We start from the raw sequence: 15306 nt of genomic DNA, 5'->3' as shown, positions 1-15306 counted from the left end.
CCGGGGCTTGCCGAGGTTTGAGCAAAAAACGAGCAGTTTCAAGGGGTTGTGCACAAACGGCGTGGACCGGCTTGTGGATAACCTTGGGATGGAAGCCTGCGGCCCTTTGAAACCGTGCCTTTCAGGCTTCTGTGTGTTTTTTGATCAGCTGCGTTTGCGCAGGCTGAGCCAGATATCGACGCTGTACACCGCCAGGCCGGCCCAGATGAAGATGAACGCCAGCAGCGTGGCCGGCGACAGATGTTCGTCGAACAGCAACACGGCCTGCAACAGCACCAGGGTCGGCGCCAGGTACTGGAGGAAGCCGAGGGTGGTGTAGGGCAGGTGACGCGCGGCGGCGTTGAAGCTCACCAGCGGGATCAGCGTGACCGGGCCGGCGGCCACCAGCCACCAGGCCTGGGAACTGCTCCAGAAATCGGCCTGCGCGGTGCCGGCGGCGGGATGGAACAGCAGCCAGGCGACGGCGATCGGCACCAGCATCCAGGTTTCCACCACCAGGCCGGGCAAGGCCTGGACCGGCGCCTGCTTGCGGATCAGGCCGTAGAAACCGAAGGTCAGCGCCAGCACCAGCGAGACCCATGGCAGGCTGCCGACCTGCCAGACCTGCTGCGCCACACCGATGGCCGCGAGGCCGACCGCGATCCATTGCAGGCGGCGCAGGCGCTCACCCAGCAGCAACATGCCCAGCAAGACGTTGATCAGCGGATTGATGTAGTAACCGAGGCTGGCCTCGAGCATCCGTCCGTTGTTCACCGACCAGACATAGGTCAGCCAGTTGGCGGCGATCAGTGTGCCGCTCAGGGCCAGGATCGCCAGGCGGCGCGGGTTTTCCCGCAGTTCGCGCCACCAGCCCGGGTGTTTCCAGACGGCCAGCAGCGCGGCACCGAACAGCGCGGACCAGAGCACGCGGTGGATGATGATTTCTACGGCCGGTACGCTGGCGATGGCTTTGAAGTAGAGCGGGAACAGGCCCCAGATGATGTAGGCGGTAAGGCCAAGGATGTACCCGCGGCGCGGGTTGGCGGCTTGCATGCAGAGTCCTTTCTTGGGCTGCGGACTGATTGTCGTTATGGATGTCAGGGGGGTGATGAGTGTGTTGGGGCTGGGGCCCTATCGCTGGCAAGCCAGCTCCTACAGGTTCCGGGAACGGCTGGAGGGCAACGGGCTGTCACCTCTCCACTGTGGGAGCTGGCTTGCCAGCGATGGCGTCTTTTCAGACGCCATTGTCAGCAAATCCTGCCACAACCGTCAGAATAATTTCAGAGGTTCTTCATTCAGCGCGGAAAGTTGTTCGCGCAAGGCCAGCACCTGGTCGCCCCAGTAACGTTCGCTGCCGAACCACGGGAAGCTGTGGGGAAACGCCGGGTCGTCCCAGCGGCGGGCCAGCCAGGCGCTGTAGTGCATCAGGCGCAAGGCGCGCAGGGGTTCGATCAGCGCCAGCTCACGGGGATTGAAGTCGTGGAACTCGCTGTAGCCGTCCATCAGTTCCGAGAGCTGGCCGAGGCATTCCTGGCGGTCGCCGGCGAGCATCATCCACAGGTCCTGGACGGCGGGGCCCATGCGGCAGTCATCGAGGTCGACGATATGGAACATCTCGTCGCGGCACATCATGTTGCCGGGGTGGCAGTCGCCGTGCATGCGGATGTTCTGGTGCGGGGTTTCCTTGTAGACCTGTTCCACGCGCTTGAGCAGGTCACGGGCCACCGACTCGTAGGCGGGCAGCAGGCTGCGCGGGATGAAGTTGCCTTCGAGCAGGGTGGTCAGGGAGTCCTGGCCGAAATTCTTCACCCCGAGGGCTTCGCGGTGTTCGAACGGACGGGTGGCGCCGACGGCATGCAGGCGACCGAGCAGTTGGCCCAGGCGATAGAGCTGGTCGAGATTGCCCGGCTCCGGGGCGCGACCGCCGCGACGGGGAAACAGGGTGAAGCGAAAGCCGGCGTGCTCGAACAGGCTTTCGCCGTTGTGGATCATCGGCGCGACGACGGGGACTTCGCACTCGGCCAGTTCGAAGGTGAAGCGGTGTTCTTCGAGAATGGCTTCGTTGGTCCAGCGCTGGGGCCGATAGAACTTGGCGATCAGTGGTTCGCCATCTTCGATGCCCACCTGATAGACGCGGTTTTCGTAGCTGTTGAGCGCGAGTACGCGGGCGTCGCTGAGAAAGCCGATGCTTTCCACGGCGTCGAGCACCAGGTCGGGGGTAAGTGTTTCAAACGGGTGGGACATACTGGCTCCTGCGCGCAGCAGGCTGCCGCGTCCGGCCAAGCATGTTAGCGCACCGGGGCCATGAAGTGTGGTGACTGTTCCAGTCGCTGTCGCGGGCTGGGAAATGGGGTGGCTGGGCGGGCCTCTTCGCGGGCAAGCCCGCTCCCACAGGTGCTGTGTTGTAAGGCTTTCCTGTAACCGACAGCCCCCATGTGGGGACGGCCTTGCCCGCTCCCACAGGTGCTGTGTCGCAAGGCTTTCCTGTAACCGACAGCCCCCATGTGGGGACGGCCTTGCCTGCTCCCACAGGTGCTGTGTCGTAAGTTTTCCTGTGAACGACAGCCCCCATGTGGGAGCGGGCTTGCCCGCGAAAGCGGTTTATCAGGCGCCGACGATCCCGCCGTCTTCCCGCCGGATCGCCATCACCGACGAGCGCGGCTTGCCGTTCGGCAGATGCTCGGGGAAGGTCGAGCCGCCGTTTTCACCCGGATGCTGGATGCCGACGAACAGGGTCTTCTGGTCCGGGGCGAAGCTGATGCCGGTGACTTCGCAACCCACCGGGCCGACCATGAAGCGACGGATTTCGCCGGTCGCCGGGTCGGCGCAAAGCATCTGGTTGTTGCCCATGCCGGCGAAGTCGCCGGCGTTGCTGTAGTCGCCGTCCGTGAGGATCCACAGCCGACCGGCCTTGTCGAAACCCAGGCCGTCCGGGCTGTTGAACATGTTCTGTGGGGTGATGTTCGACGATCCGCCCTTGGCGGTGCCGGCATGCACGCCCGGGTTGCCGGCGACCACGAACAGGTCCCAGTCAAAGCGCAGGGCACCATGATCGTTACCCGCGGCCTGCCAGCGCAGGATCTGCCCGTAGACGTTTTTCTCCCGTGGGTTCGGCCCGCCCACCGGCTGGCCGTCTTCGCCGCGCTTGGCGTTGTTGGTCAGGGTGCAGTAGACCTGGCCGTCGATGGGGCTGACGACGATCCACTCCGGACGGTCCATGCGCGTGGCCTTGACCACGCTGGCGGCCAGTCGGGCGTGGATCAGTACTTCGGCCTGGCTGGCAAAGCCGCTGTTGGCATCGATGCCGTTCTTGCCGAAGGTCAGCTCGACCCATTCGCCCGCGCCCTTGGGCCGATCCGGGTTGCCGTCGCCATTATCGAAACGGGCGACGTACAAGGTGCCGTGATCCAGCAGGTCGCGGTTGGCCTTGGCATTCTTGTGGTTGATCTTGTCGCGGCTGATGAACTTGTAGATGAACTCGCCGCGTTCATCGTCGCCCATGTAGACCACGGCGCGGCCGTCACGGGTTTCGGCCAGGGCGGCGTTCTCGTGCTTGAAGCGACCGAGGGCGGTGCGCTTGACCGGAGTGGACTGCGGGTCGAACGGATCGATCTCCACCACCCAGCCGTGGCGGTTGAGTTCGTTGGGGTTCAGGGCCATGTCGAAACGCGGGTCGTGCAGGTGCCAGTTGATCTCCTTGCTGGTGGCGACCACGCCATAGCGTTTTTGCCCGGCATCGAATTTCTGTTCGGCGTTGCTGCTGCCGAAGCAGTCGGTGAAGTTCTCTTCGCAGGTCAGGTAGGTGCCCCACGGCGTCTTGCCGTTGGCGCAGTTCTGGAAGGTGCCGAGGACTTTGCGCCCCTGCTTGTCGGCCTTGGTCTGCAGCCAGGGATGGCCGGCTGCCGGGCCGCCGAATCTGATCGGCGTGTTGCCGTGGATGCGTCGGTTGTAGGAGGAGCCCTGGACGAACTGCCATTGCTCGCCCTTGCGACGTACTTCGATCACCGAGACGCCTTCGCTGGCCTGGGCCTTGCGCACGTCTTCGAGGGATTTCGGCTGGCCGCCGTGGGGGTAGAGGTAACGGTAGTTGGTGTATTCGTTGTTGATCGCCATCAGCGCGCGGTTGTCGTCGCCGGGGAACGGGAACAGGCTCATGCCGTCGTTGTTGTCGCCGAACTGGACTTCCTGGGCCTTGGCGGTGCCGTTGCCGCTGGGGTCGAAGGCCGGGCCGTTCTTCTCCAGGGGCTGGCCCCAGCTGATCAGTACCGACGAGATATAGCCGGGCGGCAGGGTCAGGCTGTCGCTGGTGGCGGCGGCAATGCTGTCGAAGCCCAGCAGCTTGCCGGAGGCGGCGCTGACGCTGGCGGCCATCACGCTGCGGGTCAGCAGGTTGCCACCGAGGAACATCGCCGCGCCACACAGGGCACCGGCACTGATAAAGCCACGGCGGCTGAGGCCGACCATCTGCTCGAGGTCGGTGGATTGGTTTTCTTCTAGTAGTTTCATCATCAGGCTCCCTGCGGTTAAGCGGTCACCTTAGTGAGGGGGGATGACGGATTTGTTGCAGGAAAAAGTCGCGAGTGTTGCTGGATCGATCGTTGGCAAGCCGGTTCCTACCGGAGGCAGGCGGGCTGTTGTGGAAGCCGGCTTGCCGGTGATGAGGTCACAACGGTGTACCCAGCAATACGAGGGACGGCGCAAACTGCGTCTGCACCGGGCTTCCCGCCACGAGGCCGAGGGCGATCAGCTGTTCCGGCCCGGCCAGGGCGCAGAGGGTTTGCCCGTTCGGCAGGGCGATCCTGACCTCCGAAGGCCCGCTTTCGTCCTCGAGAATTTCCTCGACAAGACCACTGAGACAATTGTGTCCAGGTGTTACTAAGGCCTGCGGGGCGATCAATTCCAGCCAGCCGGCCTTGATCAGGGCGACCACCTGGGTGCCGATTTCCAGTTCCAGCCTGAGGGTGCTGTCATGGGTGATCTGCGCCTGCAGGGTCAGGCCGCCGGCCAGTTCCAGGCGGATCAGGTCATTGCGCCCTTGGCCGTCGATCGCGATCACGGTGCCATGCAGTTGGTTGCGGGCGCTGGTGCGCAGCATCAGGCGCCCGAGCAGGTCGAGGTCACTGGCGTCCTCGGCGGCTTCCAGCACCTGGGCCTGGATGGCTTGCAGGCGCTGGTACAGGCGCAATACCCGCTCGCCCTCGGCCGACAGCTTTGCCCCGCCGCCGCCCTTGCCGCCGACACTGCGTTCCACCAGTGGCTTCTGCGCCAGGTTGTTCAGTTCATCGATAGCGTCCCACGCCGCCTTGTAGCTCAGGCCGGCGCTTTTCGCCGCGCGGGTGATCGAACCCTGCTCGGCGATATGTTGCAGCAGGGCAATGCGCTGCGGGCGACGGACGATATGTTGGGTGAGCAGGACGGGCAGGGACATGGGCGAGCTTCGAACGGTAGAGGTGCCAGGCAAGGTGCCTTTCGGCGTCGGTGGCGTCAAGCCAGCTCTCGCAACATGTGGGCCCCGGCGCGGCATATCAAGTCGCCGCAACCTTGTAGGAGCCGGCTTGCTGGCGATGGCGGCTGGTCCGGCGATACAAGGCTCACGGGCCTCATCGCTGGCAAGCCCGCTCCCATAACTAGCGGCTTTGTGGGGCCGGCGTGCGCGCCAGGCAATAGACGTCGATGCGCCGGGCACCGGCCTTGAGCAGCAGGCGGGCGAGGCTTTCGGCGGTGGCGCCGGTGGTCAGTACGTCGTCGACCAGGGCCAGGTGCAGGCCCTCGACCCGGGCGCCGGGCGCCAGGGCAAAGGCGTTCAGCAGGTTGCGTCGGCGTGCCCTGGCGTCCAGGTCCTGCTGCGCCACCGTGTCCTGAATACGCAGCAAACGGTGGTCATCCACGGGGATTTCCAGGCTTCGGCCCAGCCAGTCCATCAGCATCGCCGCCTGGTTGTAGCCGCGTTGGCGCTGGCGCCTGATCGCCAGGGGCACCGGCAGCAACAGGTCCGGGCGGGGCAGGCCGGTGTCGAAACGATCGCGCAGGGCCTCGGCCAGCAGCTCGGCGAGCAGGCGTCCCAGCGGCCATTGGCTCTGGTGCTTGAAGCGGGTGATCAGGCTGTCCACCGGGAAGCGGTAGGTCCAGGGGGCGATCACCTGTTCGAAGCTGGGCGGCCGCTTCAGGCAGTGGCCGCAGATCAGGCCGGGCATCGGCAGGGGCAGGGCGCAGGTCTGGCAGCCGTCCAGCAGCCAGGGCAGTTCGCTTTCACAGGGCGTGCAGAGTGGATGACTGCTGTCACCGGGTTCATCGCATAACAAACAGCTCTGTTTGTTTTTTAGCCAGATGTAAACCTGTGATTTGTTATGTGGTTGACAGTCCATGTCGCTTCCTTAAATATGCCGAGCATCCGTGTCGCGGTTGTGGGTATTGCTTGCCCCGCCGCTTGCCCAGCATAAAACAAGGAACTCCGCCGATGAGCGCCAGCATCACCGCCACTTTGCGTCACGATTGGTCTTTGGCCGAGGTCAAGGCGCTGTTTGTCCAGCCGTTCAACGACCTGCTGTTCCAGGCCCAGAGCGTGCACCGCGCGCACTTCGATGCCAATCGCGTGCAAGTGTCGACCCTGCTGTCGATCAAGACCGGTGCCTGCCCGGAAGACTGCAAGTACTGTCCACAGTCCGGCCACTACAACACCGGGCTGGAAAAAGAAAAGCTGATGGAAGTGCAGAAGGTGCTGGAAGAAGCCGCACGGGCCAAGGCCATCGGTTCGACCCGCTTCTGCATGGGCGCGGCGTGGAAACATCCGTCGGCCAAGGACATGCCCTACGTGCTGCAGATGGTCAAGGGCGTGAAGGCCATGGGCCTGGAAACCTGCATGACCCTGGGTCGTCTCGACCAGGACCAGACCGCCGCCCTGGCTGAAGCCGGTCTCGACTACTACAACCACAACCTCGATACCTCGCCGGAGTTCTACGGCAGCATCATCACCACCCGCACCTACGGCGAACGCTTGCAGACCCTGGCCTACGTGCGTGATGCCGGCATGAAGATCTGCTCCGGCGGCATCCTCGGCATGGGCGAGTCCCTCGATGACCGCGCCGGGCTGCTGATCCAACTGGCCAACCTGCCGGAGCACCCGGAGTCGGTGCCGATCAACATGCTGGTGAAGGTCGCCGGTACGCCGCTGGAAAACGCCGATGATGTCGATCCGTTCGATTTCATCCGCATGCTGGCGGTGGCGCGGATCCTCATGCCCAAATCCCACGTGCGCCTGTCGGCGGGTCGCGAGGCGATGAACGAGCAGATGCAGGCCCTGGCATTCCTGGCCGGCGCGAACTCGATTTTCTACGGCGACAAGCTGCTGACCACCGCCAACCCGCAGGCCGACAAGGACATGCAACTGTTCGCCCGCCTGGGCATCCAGCCGGAAGCCCGTGAAGAGCACGCCGACGAAGTGCACCAGGCGGCCATCGAGCAGGCGCTGGTGGAGCAGAAGAGCAGCGAGCAGTTCTATAACGCTGCGGTCTGATCCACTCCGTCCTTCCTGCGGGAACACACAACCTGTGGGAGCCGGCTTGTCGGCATGCCGCGTCGCCGCGAAGGCGTCCTTGAGGTCGCCAAGAGCTTCGCGGGCAAGCCCGGCTCCCACAAGGTCATGTTGTGTTCCTGAGATTGCATCTGCGAGGCGCCCATGTCCTTCGATCTCTCTGCACGCCTGGCTGCCCGTCGTGCCGAAAACCTCTATCGCCAGCGACCGCTGCTCGACAGCCCCCAGGGGCCGGACGTGGTGGTCGATGGCCAGCGGCTGCTGGCTTTCTGCAACAATGACTACCTGGGGCTGGCCAATCACCCGCTGGTGATCGAAGCCTGGCAGGCCGGCGCGGCGCGCTGGGGCGTGGGTGGCGGGGCGTCGCACCTGGTGATCGGCCACAGCGGCCCGCATCATGCGCTGGAGGAAGCCCTCGCCGACCTCACCGGACGGCCTCGGGCGCTGTTGTTCACCACCGGCTACATGGCCAACCTCGGTACGGTCACGGCGCTGGTCGGGCAGGGCGACACGGTGCTGGAAGACCGTCTCAACCACGCCTCGCTGCTGGACGCCGGGCTGCTCTCGGGCGCGCGTTTCAACCGCTATCTGCACAACGACGCCGGGAGCCTCGCCAAGCGCCTGGAAAAGGCCACCGGCAATACGCTGGTGGTCACCGACGGGGTGTTCAGCATGGACGGCGATCTCGCCGACCTGCCGGCCCTGGCCCGTGAGACCCGGGCCCGGGGCGCCTGGCTGATGGTCGATGACGCCCATGGCTTCGGCCCGCTGGGCGCCAACGGTGGCGGGATCGTCGAGCACTTCGGCCTGAGCCAGGAGGACGTGCCGGTGCTGGTCGGCACCCTGGGCAAGGCGTTTGGCACGGCGGGGGCGTTTGTCGCCGGCAGCGAAGAGTTGATCGAGAGCCTGATCCAGTTCGCCCGCCCCTATATCTACACCACCAGCCAGCCGCCGGCGCTGGCCTGCGCCACCCTGAAAAGCCTGGAGTTGCTGCGTACCGAACACTGGCGACGGGCACACCTGGATGCATTGATCCGCCAGTTCCGCGAGGGCGCGCGGCAGATCGGCCTGGCACTGATGGACAGCTTCACGCCGATCCAGCCGATCCTGATCGGCGATGCCGGACGGGCGCTGCGTTTCTCGCAGTTACTGCGCGAGCGCGGGCTGATGGTCACGGCGATTCGTCCGCCGACCGTGCCCGCCGGCAGCGCGCGTTTGCGGGTGACCTTGTCCGCCGCCCACAGTGAAGCGCAGGTGCAGCTATTGTTAGAAGGATTGGCAGAATGTTCCAGGTTGCTGGGTCCCCATGAGCCGTTGGAGCCACACCATGCGTGATCGTCTGATCCTGTTGCCCGGTTGGGGCCTCGGTGTTTCACCGCTGGAGCCGCTGGCGGCCGCCTTGCGCGGGCTGGACGAGCGCCTGCGGGTGGAAATCGAACCGCTGCCGGAACTGGACTCCGGTGAGCTGGGGCAATGGATCGAGGAACTGGATGCGACCCTGCCGGAGGATACCTGGCTGGGCGGCTGGTCCCTGGGGGGGATGCTCGCCTCGGAGCTGGCGGCGCGTCGTGGCGATCGTTGCTGCGGCTTGCTGACATTGGCGAGCAACCCGTGCTTCGTCGTCAGCGACGGCTGGCCCAGCGCGATGGCCAACGAGACGTTCGATCAGTTCCTCGCCGGCTGCCGCGAGCAGCCCCAGGCCACCCTCAAGCGCTTCAGCCTGCTGTGTGCCCAGGGCAGCGCGGACCCGCGTGGGCAGTCGCGTCTGCTGTCGAGTGGCGCGCCGAACAGCGCTGCCCAGGTCTTGTTGAGCGGCCTGGAAGTGCTGGCGCAACTGGATACCCGCGAGGCCCTGCAAGCCTACCGTGGACCGCAGTTGCATCTGTTCGCCGGGCTCGATGGCCTGGTCCCGGCCGAGGCCGCGGCTGCGTTGCTGGCGCTGTTGCCGGATGTTGAAGTCGGCCTGATCGAGCAGGCCGGCCACGCCTTTCTTCTGGAGGACCCCCACGGAGTGGCCGGGGCCATCCAGGCTTTTCTGCATGAGTCCGGTGATGACTGATCTTTCCCACCCACCGTTGCCGGGCGGCCTGCCCGACAAGCGTCAGGTCGCGGCTTCGTTTTCCCGTGCAGCCGCCAGCTATGACAGCGTTGCCGAGTTGCAACGCGATGTCGGACACGAACTGTTGCTGCGCTTGCCGGCGCCACTGAAGCCGTCGCGCTGGCTCGATGTCGGCTGCGGCACGGGGTATTTCACTCGCGCGCTGGGTGCCCGATTCGGTGAGGAGCGCGGGCTGGCGCTGGATATCGCCGAGGGCATGCTCGAGCACGCCCGGCCCCTGGGGGGCGCCCGGCACTTTATCGCCGGGGATGCGGAGCGGTTGCCGTTGCAGGCGCAGAGCTGCGCGTTGGTGTTTTCCAGCCTGGCGGTGCAATGGTGCGCGGATTTCGCGGCAGTGCTCGATGAGGCCCGACGGGTTCTGCAGCCAGGCGGCGTGATGGCCTTTGCCAGCCTGTGTGTCGGCACCTTGCAGGAGTTGCGCGACAGCTGGCGGGCCGTGGATGGCATGGTCCACGTCAATCGTTTCCGCGAATTCGCCGACTATGAGCGCCTGTGCGCGGCCAGTGGCCTGCGGGTGCTGAGCCTGGAAAGCCGGCCGCAGGTCCTGTATTACCCGGATGTGCGCAGCCTGACCCATGAACTCAAGGCCCTGGGCGCGCATAACCTCAATCCCGGACGGCCGGGCGGACTGACGGGCCGGGCACGGATTCTCGGGCTGATGAACGCGTACGAGCAATTTCGCCAGGAACAGGGTTTGCCGGCGACCTATCAGGTGGTCTACGCCGTGCTGGAGAAGCCGCTATGAGTGCAGCCTATTTTGTGACCGGCACGGATACCGATGTCGGCAAGACCACCATCGCCGCGGGCCTGTTGCACGCTGCGCGGGTAGCCGGGTTGAGTACGGCGGCCGGCAAGCCGGTGGCCTCCGGTTGCGAAGTGACGCCCAAGGGCCTGCGCAACGCCGATGCCCTGGCATTGATGGCCGAGTGCTCGGTGCCGCTGTCCTATGCCGAGGTCAATCCGGTGGCCTTCGAACCGGCCATCGCTCCGCATCTGGCGGCGCGCGAGGCGGGCGTCGCCTTGACCGTGCAATCGCTGCTGGGGCCGATGCGTGAGGTGCTGGCGAAAAATGCCGACTTCACCTTGATCGAGGGGGCCGGCGGTTGGCGGGTGCCCCTGGCGGACCAGGCCAATCTGTCGGACCTGGCCCAGGGCCTGGGGCTGCCGGTGATCCTGGTGGTCGGGGTGCGCCTTGGCTGCATCAGCCATGCCTTGCTGACCGCCGAGGCGATTGCCCGTGATGGCCTGCAACTGGCCGGCTGGGTCGCCAATATCATCGACCCGAAGACCTCTCGTCTGGAAGAAAACCTCGCGACGCTGGCGGAGCGCCTGCCCGCGCCGTGCCTGGGACGGGTGCCGAAGCTCAAGGCGGCCACGGCCGAAGCGGTGGCGGCGCATCTGCAACTGGACCTGCTGGACTAGGTTTTGGCTATCACGGGGCATTGTGCCATTAGTGTTTTTGACGGGCCTTTTTCCGGCAGGTCTGCTTCAATGAGCACTGTTACTTTTCCGTACAGTCGAGTTCGCCCATGGAAATCTCAGGAAATACCGCTTTTTATGCCGGTCTGAGCACTATTCAGTCTGGGCAGAACCGTGTCGATCAGGCTGCCAGCCAGATCGCCAATACCACTGTCGAACGTTCGGTGAAGAGCCAGTCTTCCGATGCCCAGGTCGAGCGCCTGCTGTCGGTGGACCGTAGCCGGCAGGATCTGTCGAGCACCATGGTCGACATGTCCCAGGGCAAGCTCCAGGTCGAACTGGGTGCCAAGGTCGAGAAGGCCGCCGACAAGGCCCTGGGTACGCTGATCGACACCTACGCCTGATCCTGTCTCTGTGACGCGCAGCGTCACGGGCTGCATTCCCACGCAGCGCGTGGGGAACGCTCAAAAATCCGTTGATCCCTGTTTCCTCGCTCGCTGAGCGTTCCTGCGTACCTGGCCGTTCCCCCTCACCTGATCGTTGCCTCTCACCTGATCGTTCCGACGGTCCCCGTGGGAATGTTTCTCTGGACGCTCCGCGTCCCATGCACTGATCTCAAAGCCTGCTTTTCTCTCGACTATTCTTAGCTTATCGCCAGCCGTTACGCTCCAGGCCGCAGGCCTTTTCCTGCGCGCCTGTCCCTTATGTATGACGAATGGCTTATGAACGATGCTTGACAAGATTTGAGCGCAAACGTATGTTTCAAACAACTGTTTGACCGGCGTGGCAAATCGACGCGGTCGCTTATTCCAGGTTTCATCAGCAGAGGTTTATCGCTATGCCTGACTACAAGGCCCCCTTGCGTGATATTCGCTTCGTTCGTGACGAACTGCTCGGCTACGAAGCGCACTATCAGAGCCTGCCGGCTTGCCAGGACGCTACCCCGGACATGGTTGACGCCATCCTCGAGGAAGGCGCCAAGTTTTGTGAACAGGTCCTGGCTCCGCTGAACCGCGTTGGTGACACCGAAGGCTGCACCTGGAGCGAATCGGGCGTGAAGACGCCGACCGGCTTCAAGGAAGCCTACAAGCAGTTCGTCGAAGGTGGCTGGCCGAGCCTGGCCCATGACGTGGCCCACGGCGGCCAGGGCCTGCCTGAGTCCCTGGGCCTGGCAGTGAGCGAAATGGTCGGCGCGGCCAACTGGTCGTGGGGCATGTACCCGGGCCTGTCCCATGGCGCGATGAACACCATTTCCGAGCACGGTACGCCCGAGCAGCAAGAGGCCTACCTGACCAAGCTGGTATCCGGCGAGTGGACCGGCACCATGTGCCTGACCGAACCGCACTGCGGCACCGACCTGGGCATGCTGCGCACCAAGGCCGAGCCTCAGGCCGACGGTTCCTACAAGGTCAGCGGCACCAAGATCTTCATTTCGGCCGGTGAACACGACATGGCCGACAACATCGTCCATATCGTCCTGGCACGCCTGCCGGATGCACCGGCCGGCACCAAGGGTATCTCGCTGTTCATCGTGCCCAAGTTCCTGCCGAACGCCGACGGTTCGGTCGGTGAGCGCAATGCGGTTTCCTGCGGCTCCATCGAACACAAGATGGGCATCCACGGCAACGCCACCTGCGTGATGAACTTCGACGCGGCCACCGGCTTCCTGATCGGCCCGCCGAACAAGGGCCTGAACTGCATGTTCACCTTCATGAACACCGCTCGCCTGGGTACCGCGCTGCAAGGCCTGTCCCACGCCGAGATCGGTTTCCAGGGTGGCCTGAAGTACGCTCGCGAGCGTCTGCAGATGCGTTCCCTGACCGGTCCGAAAGCGCCGGACAAGGCCGCCGACCCGATCATCGTGCACCCTGACGTGCGTCGCATGCTGCTGACCATGAAGGCCTTCGCCGAAGGTAACCGGGCGATGGTCTACTTCACCGCCAAGCAGGTCGACATCGTCAAGTACGGCCAGGATGAAGAAGAGAAGAAGAAGGCTGACGCGCTGCTGGCGTTCATGACGCCGATCGCCAAGGCGTTCATGACCGAAGTCGGCTTCGAGGCCGCCAACCACGGCGTGCAGATCTACGGCGGCCACGGCTTCATCGCCGAGTGGGGCATGGAGCAGAACGTTCGCGACAGCCGTATTTCGATGCTGTACGAAGGCACCACCGGTATCCAGGCCCTCGACCTGCTGGGTCGCAAGGTGCTGATGACCCAGGGCGAAGCGCTGAAGGGCTTCACCAAGATCGTCCACAAGTTCTGCCAGAACAACGAAGGCAACGAGGCCGTCAGCGAGTTCGTCGCTCCGCTGGCCGCGTTGAACAAGGAGTGGGGCGAGCTGACCATGAAAGTGGGCATGGCCGCGATGAAGGATCGTGAAGAAGTCGGTGCCGCTTCGGTGGACTACCTGATGTACTCCGGTTACGCCTGCCTGGCCTACTTCTGGGCCGACATGGCGCGCCTGGCTGCCGAGAAACTGGCCGCCGGCACCACCGAGGAAGGTTTCTACACCGCCAAGCTGCAGACCGCGCGCTTCTACTTCCAGCGCATCCTGCCGCGTACCCGGGCCCACGTTGCAACCATGCTGTCGGGTGCCAACAACCTGATGGACATGAAGGAAGAGAACTTCAGCCTGGGCTACTGATTCCCGCCGGGTTGACCTCTGACAAGCCGCTTCTCCTCCGGGGGAAGCGGCTTTTTCATGGGCGCTTTTCCAGTACCGCGACGGTGTCGCTTGCGACAACAAATATTCCTGAGCAAAACACTAAGAAGAAGCCGTTTCCTGCCGTTAAAGAGAGAGCATTCGTGATCCATGTCACATTCCTTGTGCTTTACTCGCACAAATAAAGGCACAATGCCACCTCTTGATTCAGCCGGTCGGAGCTTTACCCTTGCCGCGTTCTTCCGCTGTACATTTCAGTCATTTCCTACCCTCTTTACTGTTGTTGCTTGCGGGGCTGGCGGCTGCCTACGTCAAGGACCTCAACGTTTTCTTCACCTCGCTGTTCAACGTCCTGCCGACCCTGGTGCTGTTGCTGGGCGGGGCCTATTGCGCGGTGTACCGGCGCCAGCGCGAACTGTTTCTGATGCTCACGGTGTATATCGCCTACTTCCTGCTGTCGACGCAGGCCGATTACTACCGCGACCACGGCAAGGTCCGCGAAGACGCCGCGGTGGTTTTCCACCTGGTCTGCCTGCTGCTGCCGCTGCTGTTCGGTGTGTTCGGTGCCTGGCAGGAGCGCACGCACCTGTTCCAGGACATGGTGGCGCGTTTTGCCGTGCTGCTGGCGGTGGGCAGCGTCGCCCTGGGGCTGGAGCAAAGCTATCCGGATGCGCTGCTCGGCTGGCTGGCGGAGATCCGCTGGCCCGCGTTGCACGGCGCCTGGATGAGCCTGATCCAGTTGTCCTACCCGGTCTTCCTGGGGGCGTTCCTGCTGCTGGCGGTGCAGTACTGGCGCAGTCCGCGGCCCTTGCATGCGGCCCAGTTGATCGGCCTCCTGGGGCTGTTCTGGATGTTGCCCATGACCTTTATCCTGCCGTTCACCCTGAACATCATGTGCAGCCAGGTGATGCTGATGATCGCCGCGGCGGTGGCCCACGAGGCCTATCAGATGGCGTTCCGCGACGAGCTGACCGGCCTGCCGGGACGCCGTGCGCTCAACGAGCGGATGCAACGCCTGGGGCGCAACTATGTGCTGGCGATGACCGACGTCGACCACTTCAAGAAATTCAACGACACCCACGGCCATGACGTTGGTGACCAGGTGCTGCGCCTGGTGGCTAGCAAGCTGGCGAAGGTCAGCGGCGGTGGCCGCGCCTACCGTTACGGGGGCGAGGAGTTCGCGGTGGTATTCGCCGGCAAGAGCCTGGAGGAATGCCTGCCGCACCTGGAGGTGATTCGTGAAGTCATCGCCAACTACAACATCCATCTGCGCAATCCGGAGAATCGCCCGCAGGATGACCAGCAAGGCCGCCAGCGCCGGGCCGGCAGCGCGGCGTCGAGCGTCTCGGTGACGGTCAGTATCGGCGTCGCCGAGCGCCAGCAGGACCAGCGCACCCCGGAAGAAGTGCTCAAGTCCGCCGACCAGGCGCTCTACGCCGCCAAGGGCGCCGGACGCAACTGTGTGATGGCCGCCGGGCAGACCTCGCGCCGTGGCGCGGTACGCACGGGCGAAGCTGTCGGCTGAGTTATGGCGGCGCATTCAGCGACTGGACTGTGATTGTCCGGGGGCGGGACACGGCAGTAGGTTGAGTGATC

Annotated in this window: 13 protein-coding genes; 8 read left to right on the top strand and 5 right to left on the bottom strand. The window is 64.3% G+C overall.

The window, feature by feature from the left end; all coding sequences use genetic code 11:
• Positions 1–144 precede the first annotated feature (144 nt).
• The 5 genes from rarD to KI243_RS29885 all read right to left on the bottom strand — a co-directional run bounded on the left by rarD (position 145) and on the right by KI243_RS29885 (position 6344).
• Positions 145–1032: an EamA family transporter RarD gene (gene rarD, locus KI243_RS29905; RefSeq protein ID WP_177117698.1), complete on the bottom strand. Its 888-nt coding sequence runs from the start codon at positions 1030–1032 to the stop codon at positions 145–147.
• Positions 1033–1248: 216 nt separating this feature from the next.
• Complete coding sequence (locus KI243_RS29900; protein WP_177084680.1) at positions 1249–2223, bottom strand: serine/threonine protein kinase; 975 nt, start codon at positions 2221–2223, stop codon at positions 1249–1251.
• Positions 2224–2583: 360 nt separating this feature from the next.
• Positions 2584–4485 carry a PhoX family phosphatase gene (locus KI243_RS29895; protein ID WP_212810203.1) on the bottom strand — a complete coding sequence of 634 codons (1902 nt, stop codon included), beginning with the start codon at positions 4483–4485 and terminating at the stop codon, positions 2584–2586.
• Between the two features lie 157 nt (positions 4486–4642).
• Positions 4643–5407, bottom strand: a complete 765-nt coding sequence (locus tag KI243_RS29890; RefSeq protein ID WP_212810202.1) for a TOBE domain-containing protein — start codon at positions 5405–5407, stop codon at positions 4643–4645.
• A gap of 199 nt (positions 5408–5606) precedes the next feature.
• On the bottom strand, positions 5607–6344 hold the full coding sequence (locus KI243_RS29885; RefSeq protein ID WP_212810201.1) for a ComF family protein: 738 nt from the start codon (positions 6342–6344) through the stop codon (positions 5607–5609).
• A gap of 92 nt (positions 6345–6436) precedes the next feature.
• Between KI243_RS29885 and bioB the strand changes: the two genes are divergently transcribed.
• From bioB to KI243_RS29845, 8 genes are all read left to right on the top strand, one after another.
• Positions 6437–7492, top strand: a complete 1056-nt coding sequence (gene bioB, locus KI243_RS29880) for a biotin synthase BioB (protein WP_017128735.1) — start codon at positions 6437–6439, stop codon at positions 7490–7492.
• A 162-nt stretch (positions 7493–7654) separates the two neighbouring features.
• On the top strand, positions 7655–8845 hold the full coding sequence (bioF, locus tag KI243_RS29875) for an 8-amino-7-oxononanoate synthase (RefSeq protein ID WP_177131805.1): 1191 nt from the start codon (positions 7655–7657) through the stop codon (positions 8843–8845).
• Positions 8838–9569 carry an alpha/beta fold hydrolase gene (locus KI243_RS29870; RefSeq protein WP_017128733.1) on the top strand — a complete coding sequence of 244 codons (732 nt, stop codon included), beginning with the start codon at positions 8838–8840 and terminating at the stop codon, positions 9567–9569. Before bioF ends, KI243_RS29870 begins: the two co-directional genes overlap by 8 nt.
• A complete protein-coding gene (bioC, locus tag KI243_RS29865; protein ID WP_017128732.1) occupies positions 9562–10374 on the top strand; it encodes a malonyl-ACP O-methyltransferase BioC in 813 nt (270 codons plus the stop codon). Before KI243_RS29870 ends, bioC begins: the two co-directional genes overlap by 8 nt.
• Entirely contained in the window at positions 10371–11051 is a 681-nt protein-coding gene (bioD, locus tag KI243_RS29860; RefSeq protein WP_017128731.1) for a dethiobiotin synthase, read from the top strand. The genes bioC and bioD overlap by 4 nt, the downstream gene beginning before the upstream one ends.
• A gap of 107 nt (positions 11052–11158) precedes the next feature.
• Positions 11159–11452, top strand: coding sequence for a pyrroloquinoline quinone biosynthesis protein PqqE (locus KI243_RS29855; RefSeq protein ID WP_177117691.1), 294 nt, complete (start codon positions 11159–11161; stop codon positions 11450–11452).
• A 434-nt stretch (positions 11453–11886) separates the two neighbouring features.
• Positions 11887–13692, top strand: coding sequence for a phenylacyl-CoA dehydrogenase (locus KI243_RS29850; protein WP_103032643.1), 1806 nt, complete (start codon positions 11887–11889; stop codon positions 13690–13692).
• Between the two features lie 247 nt (positions 13693–13939).
• The gene (locus KI243_RS29845) at positions 13940–15235 is read left to right on the top strand and encodes a GGDEF domain-containing protein (protein WP_177107709.1); all 1296 of its coding nucleotides are present in this window, start codon (positions 13940–13942) and stop codon (positions 15233–15235) included.
• Positions 15236–15306 lie beyond the last annotated feature (71 nt).

This window comes from Pseudomonas sp. Ost2 (assembly GCF_018326065.1).
GTDB lineage: Bacteria > Pseudomonadota > Gammaproteobacteria > Pseudomonadales > Pseudomonadaceae > Aquipseudomonas > Aquipseudomonas gingeri.
Note: the sequence above shows the minus strand (reverse complement) of the source record. Positions and strands in the feature narration are given on the sequence as shown.